This window comes from Labrenzia sp. THAF191a, assembly GCF_009363335.1.
GTDB classification, from domain to species: Bacteria; Pseudomonadota; Alphaproteobacteria; order Rhizobiales; family Stappiaceae; genus Roseibium; species Roseibium algicola.
Window position 1 is genome coordinate 5,209,135 of the sequence record NZ_CP045333.1, and the last position, 19,064, is coordinate 5,228,198.

Here is a 19,064-nt window from a genome sequence, read left to right on the forward strand (position 1 = left end):
GCGCTCGAATAACTACTGAAGTCATGCCGATAACATCGAACACGGCTTCGGTGTTGTTTCGGGCCATAACGCAGGGCGCCGCGGAACGGAACACCTCGAAGAAGCGTCCGAGCATCCCTATTCCCGATCGCCTCTGCCGCGCACCTGGAACGCTGACAGAGACTGGACGCGGACTGCACGCATGTGATCCACTGCGATGGCCAGCCGCTAAAGAGCGTCAAAAAAGCGTGGGTTAAGATTCGCGAAGCCGCGAACTGGATCCGGAAGTCATTCCGTATGTGCTGCGCCACACGGCGGCAAGCTGGGGCATTCAGAACGTTATCACCACGCAGGAGCTACAGGGCCTCGCCAACTACCTTGGCAAGTCACTGAAGATGCTGCTCGACGTCTACGGACACTTGAACTCAACCCACCACCAAGCGGCGTCCAACGCCATAGGAAAGCGACCAGGCGCATGACACAACAAGGAGAACAAAATGGAATCCGCTCAGAAACCCCGGGACATTCCGTGATTTTCCGAGCACCTTGAAAACCAGAACTCGCAGTTTTCTGTGGTTCTTCACCCGGTCCCACTCGCTGCGGGTGAAGGGGTCGTCGGTTCAAATCCGGCCTGCCCGACCAACACAAACTTCCCCAAATATTTTGCAGATTTTGAACGAGTATGCGGCTGGATTTCCATCCAGCGCCGCATTGCGTTTGCCGTTCAGCATTCCAACGTTTCACGCAGAAGTATCACAGTCTGCCAATTTCGCTTCCCGCAGTTGCTTGCCGGCGGATGCACGCTATGCGTAAACTTACCTACCGTGACAACGTATGGCAGCTTGTGGCCACGGCACGAAACTGGCACCTGATTATGCTGTATTCCGAGTAATCATAGCTACCAGTTTGTATTCGAATATTCCGAGTATTTTTTTTGATGAGAATAGCGACAAAATTTTCGAGAAAGTCGTCTGATGATTTTTACTATTGCTACAGCGTCCTCGCGCGTAATCTGTGTTCTTCGTTCAAAACCATTCCAACGACAGACATCTATTTTCTGAATTCCAACCGCGAGCGGAGCTTGCAGCGCGAAGGCGTCAATTCGTTTTCTACCCGTGATGCCGTTGTTGTCTGCCGTCGTGATCATCCAGGCGTCGTCGAGCGTCTTTTGAATGAAAAGACAAAACGGCTCTATTACGTGATCGATGACAATTTATGGGCAGCAGACCACGATCTGTCGCTGCCTGAACTTTACCGGCAACGTTTGTTGAGCCTTCGCAATGGACAGCACAACAAGCTGGCAACTGCAGCCGACACGATTGTTGTCCCTTCGCCTGCCTTGTTCGAGGTCTACGAGCAACAAGGATTTCAGGTCAAAATGCTCGATCCGTATTGGTCAGAAGCACTTTCGACGGACTGGTGTTTTCAAGACCTGCCGGCAGATGCACCGCTCAGGATCGGCTACCTGGGAACTGCCAGCCACGCCGCCGATCGGAAATTCGTCCTTGAGGTATTTGAAAACCTGTTGGCGACAGGCGCAAATGTCGAACTGACAATAGTTGGAGATCACGACGTACCGCCGCAGCTTTCAACACACCCCAAGCTACGGGTTTTGAGGCACCTCGACTGGTATTTCTATCGCAAGCGCCTTTTCAAACACAGGTTTGACGTTCTTCTCTACCCGGTAATACCTTCCAGCTTCAACGATGCCCGATCCGCGAACAAGCTGGCAGAACATGCCGTTTGTGGAGGCGTTGGTGTGTACAGCGACAGTTGGGCCTATGCTGACTTCGTTCGCATCAACCGCGTGGGCCTGGTCTGGAAAAACAACGTTCGAACCTGGGTGGACAACCTGCTGTCGCTGTCGATTGAACGGAACTTTCAGGATCTCGTCGGATCGCTCACGCCCGTTCATGAGCGAAATGAAATTGCCGGAAGGGAACAGAAAGCCTTCTGGTCGGCGTGTTTGGAAACTCCTCGAGATTCATGCTCTCGAATAACAAAATGAGCGATTACTTGAATACCTAGTCTGCAATACTCTTGTAACCAGGCGATTCTATTTCTTTGGCCAATTTCAACCTAACATCTTCTGATAAATTTACCCCAATTTCTTCAAGCCAAGTTACGAACCGTTCTGACTGCGCTTTCATCTTCTCGAAAGATAACAGATAAACAGGTTGTTCAATCTGATCGAGAACTTTGGCCATTGCGAAATAAAAATGAAATGAATGTTGGATACCCATCTGCAAATCCGACTTATTAAGACCATGGACTGGACTCCTGGACATAATCGTCGAAGCCACATCCAACGGATTGCGTATAACGTAAAGTAATATTGAATTTGGATATTGCGATGTAAGATACGTTAAATGAAAAGAAAAACTTGGAAGTTTGACACCAACAACATCTTTCTCAACAAGCAATCCATCTATGGCGGTTTTGATTTTGTCCTCAGTAAGATCAGGTATCATCAAATCTGGAAGTTCATGATTGTTAACATCAACATCCCCAAAGTATATATTAGCTCGCCGCAATGCATAAGCTAGTGCAGAGGTTCCTCCACGACTTGCTCCAGAAATGAGATACACTTTCTTCTTGCTCGATGAAAACTTTCTCATCTTCTCATCGTTTATTGAAACACCAAGGTCAAATAATCTCATATACTACCGCCTACAAATCCATCCATATAATACCTATCAACGAACTTATAATAATTGATGTTCTGAAAATACTTCAACTTTCATTATACTGAAAATACGCATTATGATGCGAGAAGTTTTCGTTATAATAAGGGTCGCGTTGCATGATATCACCCCAGCGCTTTCTCATGGTCATAGACTCATGCTCGAATCTTGCCACCTTCTCCGGCGAAATATCTTGACCGCGCGAAACAGACTCATGATGAAATAATTGGGCATATGGAGTGTATACATTCTTCAACCCAAGATCTCTTGATAGCCTTAGGCAAAAATCAACATCATTGTACGCAACTTTTAGGTCTTTATCGTCCAAACCTCCACATTTTTGGTATTTTTCCTTTTCAACAACCATGCAAGCGGCGGTAACTGCGAGAAAATATTGCGGAAGCTGTAATCTGTTCTGGTAGCCGATATCGCCGCCTTGATAAAATTGAAAAGCGTGATTTGCGATACCTCCCACGCCCACGATCACACCAGCATGTTGAACCGAACCGTTGGCATAAAGGAGTTTCGCCCCAACAGCCCCGATATGAGGTAGCACTGCATAGGACACCATCTCCCGAAGCCATTCAGAAGAAATGACTTGAGTGTCATTGTTCAAGAGCACAACAACTGAACCGGAAGCATGTTCAACAGCAAAATTATTCATGGCCGAATAATTAAACTCACCTGAATACGGCAAAACAGTTACAGGGTGCTTTTCTGTTACTTCACTCAGATATTCTTTTAACTCCACTTCCACACTGTCATTATCCACGATGATAACGTCAAAACGTGGATAGTCTGTTTTATCAAACAAACTGAAGACACAGGCCTTTACAAATTCTGTGCGGTCACGGGTTGGAATAATGATTGTTACGTGCGGAACCGGGCTCGGAAGCTCCCTAACGATCCTGTTGCACCCTGAAGGGCCATTCGTTACCGACACCGGTGCTTCCGGGTGATTGTCCTTAAAGTATTCACGTACGGCGCGCTGACGCGCTTCTATGGCTTGCTGCATCCAGCGATCGGAAAAAGATCCCGAACCGGAGAAGCATCGCCAATGGTAGAGAATTTTCGGAATATGACGAATATTTTTCTCGTCAATCCGAGCAACCACCCGGAGTGCTAGATCATGGTCCTGACTTCCCTCGAAACCTGGTCGAAAACCTCCAACATCCCTGACTATTGAAGCCCTGTATACACTGAGGTGATTGACGTAGTTCTGGGTTAGAAAAAGTTCCAGATTCCAGTCCGGCTTGAAGTGTGGATCGGTAAGCCAGCCTTCCTTCCGGATTTTATCTTCATCCGAGTAGATGAAATCTGCCTCAGGAAATTGCAGAATTTCTCTGGCAACATAATAAAGGGCATGAACTGGTAGCAGGTCATCATGGTCCATGAATGCAATGTAAGGACCCGACGCTATATCTATAGCAGAATTTGAGGCTCTGCAGATATGTCCGTTTTCGTTCCGGTAAACGACTTTGATGCGCCCGTCGCTTTCTTCAATTTCCTTGAGAGCCTCTTGAATGGCAGGATCCGTTGAGCAGTCGTCAGCAATGCACAACTCCCAATGCGGATATATCTGCTTCTTCACGGATTGGATGGCATCTCGCAACTGAGCCAGATCTGTATTATAGACTGGCATCGCGATTGAGATTACTGGAGGATTATGCCAACCGGCAACTTCCTGCTGCATCTCTTCTCGTTCTGATATAGACGGATTTGCTTGTGCAAAGCAGATATGTGGTCCGACACGAAGATTCTTGCCTTGAATACTTGTAGCGCTGAAAACCAGTCGGAATCGGTTTCGGGAACGCTGCCTTTTACCAACGACGTACCACCAGCAAGCAGCTACAAATATTCGTGGCGAGAGAAAAGCTTCGTATAGCCTTCGACAGAATTTATTAGCCCGTAAATCAAATAGATTATTGTTAGACAAGATTTTCAATTTTCCTCCGCACGGAAATATTAATTTATGAGTTAGAGTGCCCGGAGACTATTTTTTCCAAGTACTTCCCATATCCGCTGCTGGAATATTCTTCGCTCAGCCGTTCCAGATCATTCACAGTAATCCAACCGTTCTTGAACGCAATTTCTTCCGGAACGGCGATGCGGTGGCCCTGTCTTTTCTCGATGGCCTGCACGAAGGTCGCGGATTCTATGAGGCTGTCATGTGTCCCCATGTCGAACCAGGCAAATCCGCGCCCCAGCTGTTCAACTTGCAGGTCTCCGCGCTCCAGGTACCGGGCGTTCACATCCGTGATTTCAAGTTCACCACGCGCACTCGGACGGATATCGGAAGCAATGGCGGCGACGTCCTTGTCGTAGAAATAAAGCCCTGTTACCGCCCAGGACGACCGGGGGGACTTTGGCTTCTCTTCGATTGAAACCGGCGCGCCTGACGGGTCGAACGAGATGACACCATATCGTTCCGGCTCCGCCACCTCGTATCCGAACAGGGTCGCTCCGGATTTGCGCGCTGAAGCTCGCGCAAGAATTTCCGTCAGACCATGTCCGTAATAAAGGTTGTCTCCCAGGATCAGCGCACATTCCTGTCCAGCCAGAAACTCCTCTCCGATCAGGAACGCCTGCGCGATGCCGGCCGGTTCAGGTTGAACAGCATAGCTGATGTTGATGCCCCAGCGCGCGCCGTCTTCCAGAAGGCTCTGAAAAGCCATGGCATCACGTGGTGTTGTGATGATCAGGAGATCTCTTATCCCGGCAAGCATCAGAACACTCAAGGGGTAGTAGATCATCGGCTTGTCGTAGACAGGCAGCAATTGCTTGGAAATACACCTTGTTACCGGGAAGAGACGCGTTCCGCTTCCGCCCGCCAGCACGATGCCTTTCATTGTCCAACTCCAATTCCAATTGCTTGCCCGCAAGATATCAGGCGTTTAGATACAGGCGGTCAAGCATGTCGGACAGTGCCACTTGCCAGTCCCTGGCGGAAAGGCCGTGGACACGTGACAGTTTTGAGCAATCAAGCGCCGAGTTCGCCGGCCGATTTGCAAGCGTTGGAAATTCCGACGCCGGAATGCCAATCAGCTCCGGCTGTTTGCACGATCGTTCCCCGGCCAGTTCGAATATCTTGGATGCGAACCCATGCCAGCTCACCTGCCCCTGTCCGGCACAATGAAATGTTCCGTATCCATCCTTCGGAAAATTGCCCTTCAGGACCTGCACGGATAGCTGCAATGCGATTTCAGCCAGGTCGGCGGCATATGTCGGGCATCCTGTCTGGTCAGTGACCACCCGAATTTCATCCTTCTCCCGTACGAGCCTCAGCATCGTCCGAACAAAGTTCGCACCATGCACGCCGTACACCCAGGACGTGCGCAGGATCAGGTGACGTTCTGAGACTGTGCGGACGGCGGCCTCACCGGCCTCCTTGCTTTCGCCATATACGCCTAACGGGCCGACTGTATCTTCTTCCACATAAGGCTGCGACTTTGCCCCGTCGAATACGTAGTCCGTGGAGAAATGTATCAAGACGGCACCACGCCGTTCGGCAACTTCCGCAAGATTGCGGGCTCCGTCGCGGTTGACCGCAAAGGCGGCCTGCCGGTCGGTCTCGGCACGGTCAACGGCCGTGTATGCAGCCGCATTGATGATCAGGTCGGGTGCCAAGTTCTGGACGATTTCCGCCACGGCTTTGCGATCTGTTATGTCGAGTGTCGACCTGTCGAGAGCCACGACATCAAGATCAAGCGCCCGGGCTTGCCGAATGACTTCATAACCGAGTTGACCGTTCGCTCCCGTAAGCAGAACACGGGTCATGGAACACCGGCAGATGCACTTGAAAAACCATTTGCGCCAAGTCCCAGCCTGTCCCCTCTATATTGACCGCTACGGATCGCCTCCCACCAGCTGCGATTGGCAAGGTACCAATCCAACGTCTGGCGCAATCCGCTTTCGAATGAATAACCGGGGCGCCAGTCGAGTTCGGCAGCGATCCGCGAAATGTCCATCGCATAGCGCGCATCGTGGCCGGGACGGTCTGTCACGAACTCGATCAATTCTCGCCGAGGTTTTCCTTCAGGCACCGCTTCATCCAGCAGATCGCAGATCAAATGGACTACATCGATGTTTCGACGCTCTGCGTCACCGCCGATGTTGTAAACCTGGCCCGGAGTGCCACGCGTCAAGACCAGCCACAACGCATCCGCATGATCTTCGACATGTAGCCAGTCACGGATATTTGCTCCCGCGCCATAGACCGGCAGAGGCTTTTCCTCCAGGCCGTTCAGGATCATCAACGGGATCAGTTTTTCCGGAAACTGGTAAGGCCCGTAATTGTTGGAACAATTGGTGGTGACCACCGGCAACCCATACGTATGGTGCCAAGCCCTGACCAAGTGATCCGACGCAGCCTTTGATGCGGAATAGGGAGAATTCGGCGCGTATGCGGTCGTTTCCTTGAAGGCCCCTGTCGGACCGAGACTGCCATAGACCTCATCGGTGGACACATGATGAAAGCGAAAGGCTTCCTTTCGAGACACTGGCAAGCCGGACCAATACCCCCTCACAGCCTCCAGCAAGGTGTAAGTGCCCACGATATTTGTATCGATAAAGGCAGCCGGGCCATCAATCGACCGGTCGACGTGACTTTCTGCCGCCAGATGCATGACAGCGTCGGGTGCTTCTGCCTCCAGCAGACTGGTCATGACCTCCCCGTCCCGGATATCTGCCTGCACGAACCGGTGGCGGCGATCTTCCATGACCGGAGCCAGGGACGCCAGGTTACCGGCATAAGTCAGGGCATCCACGGTGACGACTTCTGCAAGGCCTTGCAACACCAGCTTTCGCACGACCGCCGAACCGATAAAGCCGGCGCCTCCCGTGACAAGAACCTTCATCGTTCTCTGGCCTCCGGGTATGTGAAACAGCTGGCAGCATCGGCAAGGCGTGGGAGCTTCTGATCCTTTTGCGACAGGATGGCATCGGCTTCAGGTATTCGCCAATCTATGTCCAGATCGGGATCGTTCCACACGATGCCCCGGTCATGCTCCGGAGCATAATAATGCGAGACCTTGTAGAGAACCTCCGTGTGCGCCTCCAGCGTCACCAGCCCGTGGGCAAATCCGATTGGCACCAGGATCTGATTGCCGTTTTCCGCTGAAATGACGGACGAGACGTGTTTGCCGTAAGTCGGAGATCCTTGCCGCAGATCCACAGCGATATCCAGAATCGCTCCGCGCACGACACGCACCAGCTTGTCCTGCGCGAACGGCGGCGTCTGGTAATGCAGACCGCGGACCGTTCCCTTTTCCGCAGAGTAGGCATGATTGTCCTGGACGAAATCGATGTCTATTCCGGCGTCGGAAAAAAGCGCTTTGTTGTAGGTTTCGGAGAAGAAACCACGGCTGTCACCATGCCTCTTCGGCCGGAGAATCTTGACCTCGGGAATGTCCAGTTCAATTACTTCGAGCATGAATCCATTTCGGGTCTCGCGGTCACGTTTCGTGGCAAGCCCCGCTTCAAGGCAGGTCTTGCCGCAAATCTGTATAAGATTTTCAGGTTCCTTCAAGGGCGAAGGAACCACAATCCGACCTCGTTTCCCAAAACGGCTTCGTGTCCGTTTACTGGAGTACCCTCACCTTACAACCGCCGAACGCGGCAGGTCGGAGAGGATTTCCGCGCCGTCTTTCCGCAAGATGACGATTTCCTCAAGACGCAGGCCGAATTGGCCGGGGAGATAGATGCCTGGTTCGATCGAGAACACCATGCCCTCGTCCAGTATGGTTTCGGAGGTCGCCGTCAGATATGGCGGTTCATGTATGTCTATTCCGAGGCCATGGCCGGTCCGGTGTGTGAAAAAGTCACCATAGCCCGCATCTGCAATGACATCCCGAGCCGCCTTGTCGATTGATTTTGCCAAGACCCCAGGCTTTGCAGCGGCAAGCGCTGCTTCCACAGCCTTGTTGACAATGGCGTGGACCTTCTCAAATTCCGCCGTAGGCGTTCCGAAGAAGCCAACACGGGTCATGTCGGACGGGTAACCGTCCAGTCGGCCACCTGTGTCGATCAGCACGGCATCGCCGGATTTCAGCTGAGTTTCGCCGGTGTGATGGTGCGGAAAGGCGCCGTTTCCACCGAAACAGACCGAGGTGAAAACCGGGGTCGCGCCTGCCTGCTTGTAGACGTCCCGGATGACGGCAGCGATCTCAAGTTCCGTGATGCCGGGTGTCAGGGCGTCGAAGCCCGCCATGGCGGCAGTGTCGTTCAGAACGGCACTGGCTTTTAGGCGGCGGTATTCGTCCTCTTCCTTTCGAGCGCGCAGGAAGCCGACCGTGTCATCCGTAAACCGGCGCGAAGCCCCCGGGAGCGCGTCCAGCAACAGAAGCGCAAAATCGGCACGCATGGTTTCGTCGATGACGACACTTGGCGATTGCGGAAGTCCGGAGGCTTCCAGCAATGTGGCAAGCGCGGCATCCGGTCCGTCGTCGTCACGCCAGGGGAAGAAGGGCAAGTGCGTCTTCTGGCGCGAGCTGTCGACATTGAGCGCCGGCATCAGAAAGCCCGCATGGCTCCTGGAAACCAGAAGCATCACCGGCCGTTCGTCGCCATGGGGGTCGAGACCAGCCAGATACATCATGTGACTGGACGGACCGATGGCCACAAGGTCGGTCCCGGTCGCAGACATCCGCTCGCGCAAAGCGGCAAGGCGCTGATCGGAAAGGGAAGACATTTCAGGAAACTCCGGAGGGGTTGGTCAGTCGGTGTGCTGTGTCAGCAAACAAAAAAGCCGCCCCGGAAACCGGGACGGCCTGATATCTGGCGTCAGTTTTTCGTTACCAGACGATAGTAGACGAAGTCGGACGTCGCACCGTTGACGTAACCTTCGACCTTCTGGTCCATGGCGACCTGATAGGCTGCCTGGAACATGATCACGATCGGCGACTTGGCCTGAACTTCCTTCTGCAGTTCGACATACATCCCGTTGCGTTTTTCCGCATCGCTCTCGGCCAAGGCAGCCTTGGTCATGTCGTTCATCTCGGCCGGAACAGCCCAGGCATTCCGCCACGTGGTGGTTGCCTGGTAGTTGTCGTCGGAGTTGTCGCTGTTATAGGCAAAGGCCTTCGCGTTAGAGTGCGGGTCCATGAAGTCCGGGCCCCAATAGAGCAACATCGCTTCATGGCTGCGCTCGCGGTATTTGGTGATGACCTGCGAACCGGTGCCCGGGATGATGTCGAAGTTGATGCCGGCTTCGGCAAAGCTTGCCTGCAGCGACTGGGCCATGTCCGTGAACGGGGTGGAGTTGATCACGTCGAGGGTTACCGTGATCGGCGTTTCGATGCCGGCATCCGCCAGGATCTGCTTCGCCTTTTCCGGGTCGTAGGTGTAAGGCGTCTCGTCGTAGGATCCAGGGAAACCCTTCGGCCAGAATGCCTGATGGATTTCCATCTGGCCTTTCAGGAAGCTGTCGGTCATGCCTTTGTAGTTGACAAGGTAACGAGCAGCATCCCACACCGCTTCAGGCTGCAGCACGTCCTTCTTCTGGTTGAAGGACAGGAAGTGCACGGCTGCCTGCGGATAGGTTTCCACCTTGATGGTGTCGCCTTCCATGCCGGCAATCTGGTCCGGCGTCAGATTGCGGGCCATGTCGACATCACCGGACTGAAGCAGCAACTGCTGGGTTGCGGCTTCGGCCACATGACGGATGATCACGCCTTCAACCTTCGGCGCGCCCTTGAAGTAGTCGGCGTTGGACTTGTAACGCACCAGTTCGCCGGCGCGGTAGGTTTGCAGTTCGAACGGACCGGAACCGGCGGAATTGGCATTGAGCCACTTGTTGCCCATGTCGCCATCTTCCTCGTGCTCCATCACCGTCTTTTCGTCGACGATGGAAGCCGGGCGGGCAGCCAGGACGTTGAGGGCGAACGCCGGAGAGAAGTCTCCTTCGTATTTGACAACGACCTTGTTGCCGTCGGCCGTGACCATGTCCTCGACATTTTCCGCCGTCCAGCCAAGCTGGGCAAGGATAAAGGCCGGGGTGAGGTTCAACTTGATGACACGGGCAAAGGAGAACACCACGTCTTCAGCGCGGACCGGATTGCCGGAATGGAACGTTGCACCGTCGCGCAGGGTGAAGGTGATGGTCTTGGCATCTGCGTCAGCCTGCCATTCGGCAGCAAGGCCCGGTGCCAGAACTGTCGGGTCTTCGGCGTCATATTGCACAAGGCGGTCGTAGACATTGGTCACGAGCTCGCCGGAGGAAAACTCGTAAGCCTGGGCAGGATCGATCGCTACGATATCGTCGATGTTCTGCGCCACCACCAGAATGTTGTCCGGTGTCGCGGCGCCGGCAGGCATTGCCATCGGCATTGCCAGGGCGGCCGCCAGAAGCGCGGTCCTTAAAAGCTTCATTTCTTCGTCTCCGTCTGTCAGGGGGTTAGGATTTGTTCTTGTTTTTGGCGCGGCTCGGCTTCACCGCGCTCTTGTCAGGCGACACCAGCTCGATGCGGCTGGTTTTCTCGTCGCCGGCGTTGAAAATCGTGAGGGTGCCGGTCCACAGAATCTTTGCCGGAGCATCGTTCGGGTTCGACCAGGCATGCGGGGTGTTGCCCCGATAATGCAGGCTGTCGCCAGCGGTCATCACCATCGCCTCCCCGTCGAGGTACTGGGTGATGGACCCTTCCAGGATGTAGATCAGCTCCTCTCCCTCGTGGCTCACCGTTTCCGAGGCATATCCCGGCGGCACGGTGAGAATGAACGAGGAAAGCTGATTGCCTGGAAACTCGGTTGCCAGCCGCTCATAGCTTACGGCGGAACCGGAAATGGAGAAATTGAGCCGGGTGGCGGCACGGGTCAGAGCATCCTGGGCCCGTGGCTGGGCCACGAAATAATCCAGCCCGACACCGAGTGCCCGGGCGATTCCCGCCAGAGATCCGAGTGTCGGTGTCGCGTGATCGCGCTCGACCTGACTGAGATACCCGACCGAGAGGTTCGAAGCGTCGCTCAGCTGTTGCAGGGTGAACCCCAGCTGCCGGCGCCGCGCACGGATCAGCGCGCCAACCTTTGTATCGACATCGGAAGCGGCGCGTGCTGTCGAACTGCTCAAAGATTTTTACTCCCATCAAAATTTTTTTGATGTAACCAGATTTTTTTGTATGCTCCAAGAACTTTTTTAGACAGCTTTGAAAAAAGCGCCTTACGAGCGCTTTCTGAAAGCTGTTTAAAAACAACAACCTGAAGACTCTAATTCAGAAATTGAGTCACATGAGTGTGGAGAACGGACTTGAAGAATCCGGTTGAACAGGGAACGGCGACAAGCCGCTACCGGCATGTCTTTTGAGCCTTCCGAGAGCGTAACCGACGCACGAGAGGGCCTGTTGACGAGACAACTGCTGGGCAGTGCGGCGGCGCTGTTGCGCTTCTGTCTTGTAACGGCCGGAACGTTCCTTGGCCTGCTTGCAATCACGTTTTTCATCGGCCGCGTGGTGCCGATCGATCCGGTTCTGGCAGTAGTCGGCGACAGGGCATCGAACGAAGTCTATGAAGCTGCCCGTCAGGCGATGGGACTGGACAGGCCACTGGTCATCCAGTTTTTCTCCTACGTGGGCGACGTCTTCACCGGCAATCTCGGCATGTCGATTTCCACCGGTCGGCCGGTCGCTGAAGACCTGGGGCGGTTCTTCCCCGCCACCCTGGAAATGGCCACGATCGGCATCCTGATCGGTGTGCTGCTCGGCGTACCCATGGGCGTATTGGCCGCCACCCGCCAGGGAACCTGGATCGACCAGTTGATCCGCGTCCTCGGCCTTCTCGGCTATTCCGTCCCCGCTTTCTGGCTTGGGCTGGTTGGTCTTGCGGTCTTCTACGCCGGCCTCGGCTGGGTTGCCGGTCCGGGCCGTATCGACATCTTCTACGACGGCATCGTTGATCCCGTAACCGGGCTTTACCTGATCGACAGTGTTGTCGCAGGCGAATGGGACATCTTCTGGAACGCGCTCGATCACCTCATGCTGCCGGCTTCGATCCTCGGTTTCTTCAGTCTTGCCTACATTGCCCGCATGACCCGGTCGTTCATGCTGGATCAGCTTGGCCACGAGTATGTGACGACCGCGCGGGTGAAAGGTGTGCCCGAGCGACGCGTCATCTGGCGCCACGCGTTCTACCCGATCCGCATCCAGTTAATCACCGTGATCGGCCTGTCCTATGCCGCTCTTCTGGAAGGCTCCGTGATGATCGAGACCGTGTTCTCCTGGCCCGGTATCGGCAACTACCTGACCAGTGCCCTTCTCAATGCCGACATGAACGCCGTGCTGGGCGCGACGCTCGTCATCGGCGCCGTCTTCATCCTCATCAACAAGATTTCCGACGTGCTCTACCGCATTCTCGATCCGAGGGCCCGCAAATGATCGACTGGCTTCTCGACGATAGCCCCGCCTCGCGCCTGCAGGCCAATCTTGGCCGCGCCTGGCGTGTCTTTGCAGCGCTCCTGCGCAATCCGCTTGCCGTGGTAGGCGGCTTCATCATCCTGGTCCTGATCGTGATGGCGATCTTCGCTCCGCTGATCGCCCCTTATTCTCCCATCGGCCAGGATCTCGCAAATCGCCTGATGCCGCCGTCCGCGGCCCACTGGATGGGAACCGACGAGCTTGGCCGGGACATCTACTCCCGCGTTGTCTACGGTGCGCGCATCACGCTGATGATCGTTACCATGGTGGCCGTCATCGCCGCTCCAATCGGCCTCATCGTCGGCGCGGTCTCCGGATATTTTGGCGGCTGGACCGATAGGGTGCTGATGGGCGTGACGGATATCTTCCTGTCCATGCCGAAACTGATCCTCGCGCTTGCCTTTGTGGCGGCCCTCGGACCCGGCATCGAGAATGCCATCATCGCTATTGCGATCACCGCCTGGCCCGCCTATGCGCGTATCGCCCGTGCGGAAACGATTACCTTCCGCGATGCAGAGTTCATCGCGGCGGTGCGTCTGCAGGGTGCGTCTTCCGCCCGCGTTATCCTCCGTCACGTTCTGCCGCTTTGCGCTTCTTCCACGATCATTCGCGTGACACTGGATATGGCCGGCATCATCCTGACGGCCGCCGGTCTCGGCTTTCTCGGTCTCGGCGCCCAGCCGCCTCTGCCGGAATGGGGGGCGATGATCTCGCGCGGACGGAATTTCATTCTCGATCAGTGGTGGGTCGCCACCATGCCGGGCTTTGCCATCATCCTGGTGAGCCTCGGTTTCTGTTTCCTCGGTGACGGCCTGCGCGACGTGCTCGATCCCAAGCAGGGAGACAAGCAATGAGCGCCCCGCTTCTCGAGGTTGACGGCCTCACCGTCACCTTCCCGACGGCCCGTGGCCCGGTGGATGTCGTCAAGGGCATTTCGTTCACGCTTGGGCGGGAACGGCTCGGAATTGTCGGCGAATCCGGTTCCGGCAAATCCATGACCGGCCGGTCGATCCTGCGCCTGATCCGGAAACCCGGCAAGGTCACCGCCCGGCGCATGGCCTTTGACGGCATGGACCTCCTCAGCCGAAGTGAACGCCAGATGCGCGATCTGCGCGGCGCCCGCATTTCCATGGTCATGCAGGACCCCAAATTCTCGCTCAACCCGGTGATGACCGTAGGCGAGCAGATTGCCGAAGCCCTCGTCACCCACAAGAAGCTGCCACGCCGGGAACTGAAGGAACGGGTGCTCGCCATGCTGGAAGCTGTGCGCATCAACGATCCGGCACGGGTTGCGGGTCTTTATCCGCACGAGGTTTCCGGCGGCATGGGCCAGCGCATCATGATCGCCATGATGCTGATCCCGGAACCTGATCTCCTGATCGCAGATGAACCAACCTCCGCGCTTGATGTTTCCGTGCAGGCACAGGTCCTGGACATTATCGACGATCTGGTCACCGGCAAGGGCATGGGTCTGATCCTGATCAGTCATGACCTCAACCTGGTGTCCCGCTATTGCGACCGCATCCTGGTGATGAATAGCGGCGAGATCGTCGAGCAGTGCAAGGCGAGCGATCTGCACAACGCGCAGCATCCCTACACCCGTGGCCTGATTGCCGCGATGCCGCGCATGAATGAAGACCGTGATGAGCTGCCCGTTCTCGACCGCAGTACCTGGACCACGGGAGCCGGAACATGACCGACGCCGCCATCCATCTTGAAAACCTCACCATCAGCTATGGTGACACGGCTGTCGTTCACGACGTCACCTTCGATGTTGCTGAAGGGGAAAGTTTTGCGCTGGTCGGGGAATCCGGCTCTGGCAAATCGACAATCCTGAAGGCAATCTCCGGACTGGCGCCGGACTGGAACGGCACCATAGCCGTTGAAGGAAAACCTCGCGGACATTCACCGGACAGGACCTTTGCGGAAACCTGCCAGATGGTGTTCCAGGACCCTTACGGCTCGCTTCATCCACGCAAGACCATCGATACCTGCCTTGCAGAGCCGCTCGCCATTCATGGTATTGGCGGTCGGGACGGCCGCGTGAAAGACATGCTTGCCGCCGTCGGTCTGGACCAGCGATTCCGCTTCCGCTTTCCGCATCAGCTTTCCGGTGGTCAGCGCCAGAGGGTCGCGATCGCTCGCGCGTTGATGCTGGAACCACGCGTTCTACTACTGGACGAGCCAACGTCCGCACTGGACGTTTCGGTACAGGCGGAAATCCTGAACCTTCTGAAAAAGCTGCGACGGGAACAGGGGCTGACCTATCTGATGGTCACGCATAACCTTCCGGTTGTCTCGTTCCTGTGCAACCGCCTGGCCGTCATGCGCTATGGCCGCGTGGTGGAAATTGCCGGTGTCGACGCTCTCAAGTCGGGTCAGCTCTCAGATCCTTATTCCCGCGAACTCTATGCCGCCAGTGGCGGCATCTTGCACCCTGCCTAACGTCAACCAGAATTGCTCGAGATTTCGATACATGACCGATTTCACCGGCCCTTTGGCCACGTTTGACCATGCCCTTTCCACCGCGACCACACCGGATGCGCCTTTTGATGCCCTTCTGAAGCTGACGCAGGAAACCATTGGCGTGAAGCTGTTCACCTTCATGACAGCCGACATGAAAACCGAGCTGGCGCAGCGCTCCTACACTTCGCATCCGGAAGACTACCCGGTCTCCGGTACCAAACCGATCACTTTTGACCGCTGGTTTGAAACCGTACACAAGGACCGGAAAAGCTTTGTCGCAAACACGCTTGCCGATATTGCGACCGTCTTTCCCGATTACGAGCTGATAGGCCGGCTTGGCTGCGGCTCCGTCATCAACCTGCCCGTTGTTCTCGGCGATACGCTGGTCGGAACCGTCAACATGCTTCACGAAGAGCATCACTACACGCCGGAACGCATCGCTCAGGCGCAGGCCTGGCTTTCGGTTCCGGCCAAGGCCGCCTATCTGGCAAGCCGCTCACTGTCGACCGCCCTCTAGGACCAAATAGCACACGCAGTCTCTCATAACCCCGCCGTTCTGGCGGGGTTTGTTTTTGCCTGACCTGTCAGTCCTCCCTCACGGTATCGACAGAAGGAGCTACATCGATCGTTTCCGTGGCAAGATCCACAAGCCAGGCAATGCGTGTCTGGTATCTGACGACCACCTTGTAATCCTCTCCCAGAACTTCACGGGCAGCCTCTCTGAACGGATGTTCCTTCATCGCGGCCGGCAGAAAATCGTCGAGTGAGCCGATCTTGTACTGCGCGTCCGATGGCAGGTCGAGAAGTACCCAGATTTCCGCAATCTTGGTGCGGGCGTGAACGTCGACCCTTATGATCTCGACAGGCGTGTTCCCCGCCCACTCCTTGGTGCGCTGTGCCAGAACGGCCTCTGTCCCGGTTTCGATGTAGCGCAGGTAGGTTGCCGCCAGAAGCTGGACCAGAACGACCGACAGGAAGGCAAGCGTGACCGTCATGCCGAGCGTGAACTTGACGCCCCGATGCGCTTTGCGGAAGAGCCGCTCCCGTGGGCCCAGGATGATGTAGACCAGGCTTGCAGAGAAGATGATCGCCCCGAAATTGGTGGCAAAGAGCAATGTGGCCTCATAGGCCGCCTCCTGTTCTCCGAAGTACAACAGGATCCCTGCTGCCGCGAGCGGCGGAACCAGGGACACGCCGATGGCTGCTCCAGGCAAAAGGCTGATTTCCGATTTCCTGATCTGCACATAGGCACCGGCAATGCCCGCGGCGAGCGCAACGACCATGTCTTCCGCCCCGGGATTGCTCCGGCTGAGGACTTCATCCGGCAGCAGCAGCGTTGAAGGCGCATCCGCTATCCAGACAATCAGCCACGAGATCACGATACTGCAGCCGGCGGCGATCCAGACAGTCAGCATCAGGACGAGCGCCCTGCCAACCCATCCCATCACGATCGATGAGGCGATGCCCAGGATGGGGGTCATAAGCGGGGCCACCAGCATGGCCGCAATCACGACAGCGCCCGAGTTTCGCAGCAGGCCCATCGTCGCGATGATCACGGCAAGTGACAGCAGCAAAGCGAACTTGCGCCAATAGGCAGCCTTGTCGGCGCCCTCGAACCTCAGAATTTCCTTGGTGGTGGAGAACTGACTGATGGACATGATACAGCTGCTCCGGACGTTATATCGTCCGAGTATGCTTCACGTCGCGGCGTTCGTCATCTCAATTGCAACGGCTTGGCTCACAATCGTCGATAGGCACGACACCAAATTCCAGGGAAACATTTCTTCCGCCAGAAATGACGCAATCCAGTCAAAAGCTTACCGTCAGGCCGCAGCCTTTTTCGCGCGCTCGATCTTGCCGATGAACTCGGAAAGCCAGGCAATTTCCTTCAGGTAGACTTCCATGGAGAGCGAGGCAAGTTCCATGAGGAGGGCTTGCGGATTGGGGTTGTCCAAGCCCGTCTCCCGCAAGAAGGTCTGGTACTCGTCACTGAAAGCCTTTGGCACACGCATTTCGGCCTCACGCACTCACGGTTCTGCTGGTCTGTGCAAGCAGGCCTCCCAGCCCGCGTTTGGGAATTGTTAAGATTTCCAAACCTCTGCCGATATCGTCAGAAATGTCATTTCCTCACAATCCCCAAGAGCTGAAGGCCTGGCTTGGGATAACTCGCCCAAACACGTCAAAAATGGCCCATAGCTCCCGCTTTTCGCTTGCACTTGGCCAGCCAAATCTTCGACCCTGCCAAGAATCACAATTCTACCCCATCCAACCCGACCTCAAGAGCCCTTCATGAGCCCGTCCACAGACCTTTCCTTCGCGCCTTTGTCCGATGCCTTTGCACAAGACCCCTACCCGTTCTACGCCGCACTGCGTGAACGCAAGGGTCTGACTTACTTCGAGGATTTCGATATCTGGCTGGCAGCGAAGTTCGATGACGTTTCGGAAATCGTGCAGAACGGCAAGATGGTGCGATCCATGGACCACATCGCGAGCGCGGAAGAAATCGCGGACATGAAACGTGCCCAGAACTGGCACGACATGCCGCATCATTCCCGGTTCGTTCAGTTCTCTCTGCTGGACAGCGACGGGGACATTCACGACCGGCTGCGCAAGCAGGTGTTCAGACTGTTCACGCCGGTGATGGTCGGCAAGCTGCGCGATAACATACAGGCCTATGTCGACCGCCTTTTCGACAGTCTGTCAGACCGCTCCGAAATCGACTTTATCGAAGATCTGGCTGCCCATGTTCCAGGTCACATCATCGGCCGCGTTCTCGGCGTTCCCGATGAGGACTGCCCGCAGCTGCGCATCTGGTCGGAAAACATTGTTCAGTACTTCGATATCGACCGGACAGACGAGCGCAAGGAACTGGCTGAACGCAACACGACCGAATTCTATCAATATCTGCAAACGCTGAAGGCAGCGCGCGAACGCGCACCACAGGAGGACCTTCTGTCGCTCATGATCGAGGCTGAACGGGCCGGCCAGATGAACGAGGACGAATTCATCTCGACCGCCATGCTGATCCTGATGGCCGGTCACGGTTCAACCATCGACGTTCTCGGCAGTGGCATGCATGCGCTGCTGAAGTTTCCGAATGAGCTGCAGCGTCTGCATGAAGATCCGTCGCAGATGAAAACGGCCGTGCAGGAAATGTTCCGCTATGAATCTCCCTTGCCGTTCTTCCACCGCTATTCCACTGAGGACATGACGGTTTGCGGCGACACGTATCCGCGCGGGACGAAGTTCGGCGTCCTCTATGGAGCAGCCAACCGCGACCCGGGCCAATTTCCCGACGCTGACCGCTTCGATGTAGGCCGAACGCCGAATTGGCACATTGCCTTTGGCCGGGGCGCACATTTCTGCCTCGGCAATCATCTTGCACGTCTGGACATGGACATCATCTTTTCAACACTGCTGAAAAGGTTCAGCACGATTGAGATGGTTGACGACAACGTCACCTACAAGCGTGGCCTGTCCGTAAGAGGCCCGGAAGCACTCAGACTTGCCTGGCAACCTGCCTAGTTGCAGCTAT

Annotated in this window: 18 protein-coding genes; 7 read left to right on the forward strand and 11 right to left on the reverse strand. The window is 55.7% G+C overall.

The annotated features are described in order from the left end of the window. Positions 1-916 precede the first annotated feature (916 nt). On the forward strand, positions 917-1,987 hold the full coding sequence (locus FIV05_RS23960; protein WP_152511245.1) for a hypothetical protein: 1,071 nt from the start codon (positions 917-919) through the stop codon (positions 1,985-1,987). Between the two features lie 16 nt (positions 1,988-2,003). On the opposite strand, the gene FIV05_RS23965 is transcribed toward FIV05_RS23960, so the two are convergent. The 9 genes from FIV05_RS23965 to FIV05_RS24005 form a co-directional block, all read right to left on the reverse strand. Next, entirely contained in the window at positions 2,004-2,639 is a 636-nt protein-coding gene (locus FIV05_RS23965; protein ID WP_152511246.1) for a hypothetical protein, read from the reverse strand. A gap of 73 nt (positions 2,640-2,712) precedes the next feature. Next, positions 2,713-4,356, reverse strand: coding sequence for a glycosyltransferase (locus FIV05_RS23970; RefSeq protein WP_152511247.1), 1,644 nt, complete (start codon positions 4,354-4,356; stop codon positions 2,713-2,715). Between the two features lie 277 nt (positions 4,357-4,633). Further along, complete coding sequence (gene rfbA / locus FIV05_RS23975) at positions 4,634-5,512, reverse strand: glucose-1-phosphate thymidylyltransferase RfbA (RefSeq protein WP_152511248.1); 879 nt, start codon at positions 5,510-5,512, stop codon at positions 4,634-4,636. Positions 5,513-5,549: 37 nt separating this feature from the next. Continuing rightward, complete coding sequence (gene rfbD / locus FIV05_RS23980) at positions 5,550-6,440, reverse strand: dTDP-4-dehydrorhamnose reductase (RefSeq protein WP_209009774.1); 891 nt, start codon at positions 6,438-6,440, stop codon at positions 5,550-5,552. Beyond that, a complete protein-coding gene (gene rfbB, locus FIV05_RS23985; protein WP_152511250.1) occupies positions 6,437-7,519 on the reverse strand; it encodes a dTDP-glucose 4,6-dehydratase in 1,083 nt (360 codons plus the stop codon). Before rfbB ends, rfbD begins: the two co-directional genes overlap by 4 nt. Then, the gene (rfbC, locus tag FIV05_RS23990; RefSeq protein ID WP_152511251.1) at positions 7,516-8,094 is read right to left on the reverse strand and encodes a dTDP-4-dehydrorhamnose 3,5-epimerase; all 579 of its coding nucleotides are present in this window, start codon (positions 8,092-8,094) and stop codon (positions 7,516-7,518) included. The genes rfbB and rfbC overlap by 4 nt, the downstream gene beginning before the upstream one ends. Before the next feature lie 162 nt (positions 8,095-8,256). Continuing rightward, positions 8,257-9,351 carry a M24 family metallopeptidase gene (locus FIV05_RS23995; protein ID WP_152511252.1) on the reverse strand — a complete coding sequence of 365 codons (1,095 nt, stop codon included), beginning with the start codon at positions 9,349-9,351 and terminating at the stop codon, positions 8,257-8,259. A 92-nt stretch (positions 9,352-9,443) separates the two neighbouring features. Further along, positions 9,444-11,030, reverse strand: a complete 1,587-nt coding sequence (locus tag FIV05_RS24000) for an ABC transporter substrate-binding protein (protein ID WP_077290250.1) — start codon at positions 11,028-11,030, stop codon at positions 9,444-9,446. Between the two features lie 25 nt (positions 11,031-11,055). Beyond that, positions 11,056-11,724 (reverse strand): cupin domain-containing protein, encoded by a 669-nt coding sequence (locus FIV05_RS24005; RefSeq protein ID WP_152511253.1) that lies wholly within the window; start codon positions 11,722-11,724, stop codon positions 11,056-11,058. A 223-nt stretch (positions 11,725-11,947) separates the two neighbouring features. On the opposite strand from FIV05_RS24005, the gene FIV05_RS24010 reads away from it, so the two are divergent. The 5 genes from FIV05_RS24010 to FIV05_RS24030 are packed head-to-tail and all read left to right on the forward strand — an operon-like array spanning position 11,948 to position 16,046. Continuing rightward, the gene (locus tag FIV05_RS24010; RefSeq protein WP_152511254.1) at positions 11,948-13,024 is read left to right on the forward strand and encodes an ABC transporter permease; all 1,077 of its coding nucleotides are present in this window, start codon (positions 11,948-11,950) and stop codon (positions 13,022-13,024) included. Beyond that, the gene (locus tag FIV05_RS24015; protein WP_023003829.1) at positions 13,021-13,917 is read left to right on the forward strand and encodes an ABC transporter permease; all 897 of its coding nucleotides are present in this window, start codon (positions 13,021-13,023) and stop codon (positions 13,915-13,917) included. The genes FIV05_RS24010 and FIV05_RS24015 overlap by 4 nt, the downstream gene beginning before the upstream one ends. Next, positions 13,914-14,759 carry an ABC transporter ATP-binding protein gene (locus FIV05_RS24020; protein ID WP_152511255.1) on the forward strand — a complete coding sequence of 282 codons (846 nt, stop codon included), beginning with the start codon at positions 13,914-13,916 and terminating at the stop codon, positions 14,757-14,759. Before FIV05_RS24015 ends, FIV05_RS24020 begins: the two co-directional genes overlap by 4 nt. Then, the gene (locus FIV05_RS24025; RefSeq protein WP_152511256.1) at positions 14,756-15,508 is read left to right on the forward strand and encodes an ABC transporter ATP-binding protein; all 753 of its coding nucleotides are present in this window, start codon (positions 14,756-14,758) and stop codon (positions 15,506-15,508) included. Before FIV05_RS24020 ends, FIV05_RS24025 begins: the two co-directional genes overlap by 4 nt. 31 nt (positions 15,509-15,539) lie before the next feature. Further along, positions 15,540-16,046 (forward strand): GAF domain-containing protein, encoded by a 507-nt coding sequence (locus tag FIV05_RS24030; RefSeq protein WP_152511257.1) that lies wholly within the window; start codon positions 15,540-15,542, stop codon positions 16,044-16,046. Positions 16,047-16,113: 67 nt separating this feature from the next. Here the strand turns inward: FIV05_RS24030 and FIV05_RS24035 are convergent, their stop codons facing one another. Both FIV05_RS24035 and FIV05_RS24040 read right to left on the reverse strand, forming a co-directional pair. Then, positions 16,114-17,187 carry a DUF389 domain-containing protein gene (locus FIV05_RS24035; RefSeq protein WP_152511258.1) on the reverse strand — a complete coding sequence of 358 codons (1,074 nt, stop codon included), beginning with the start codon at positions 17,185-17,187 and terminating at the stop codon, positions 16,114-16,116. 165 nt (positions 17,188-17,352) lie between these two features. Further along, positions 17,353-17,541 carry a hypothetical protein gene (locus tag FIV05_RS24040; RefSeq protein WP_031270652.1) on the reverse strand — a complete coding sequence of 63 codons (189 nt, stop codon included), beginning with the start codon at positions 17,539-17,541 and terminating at the stop codon, positions 17,353-17,355. Positions 17,542-17,818: 277 nt separating this feature from the next. On the opposite strand from FIV05_RS24040, the gene FIV05_RS24045 reads away from it, so the two are divergent. Further along, a complete protein-coding gene (locus FIV05_RS24045; RefSeq protein WP_152511259.1) occupies positions 17,819-19,054 on the forward strand; it encodes a cytochrome P450 in 1,236 nt (411 codons plus the stop codon). The last annotated feature ends 10 nt before the right edge of the window (positions 19,055-19,064 follow it).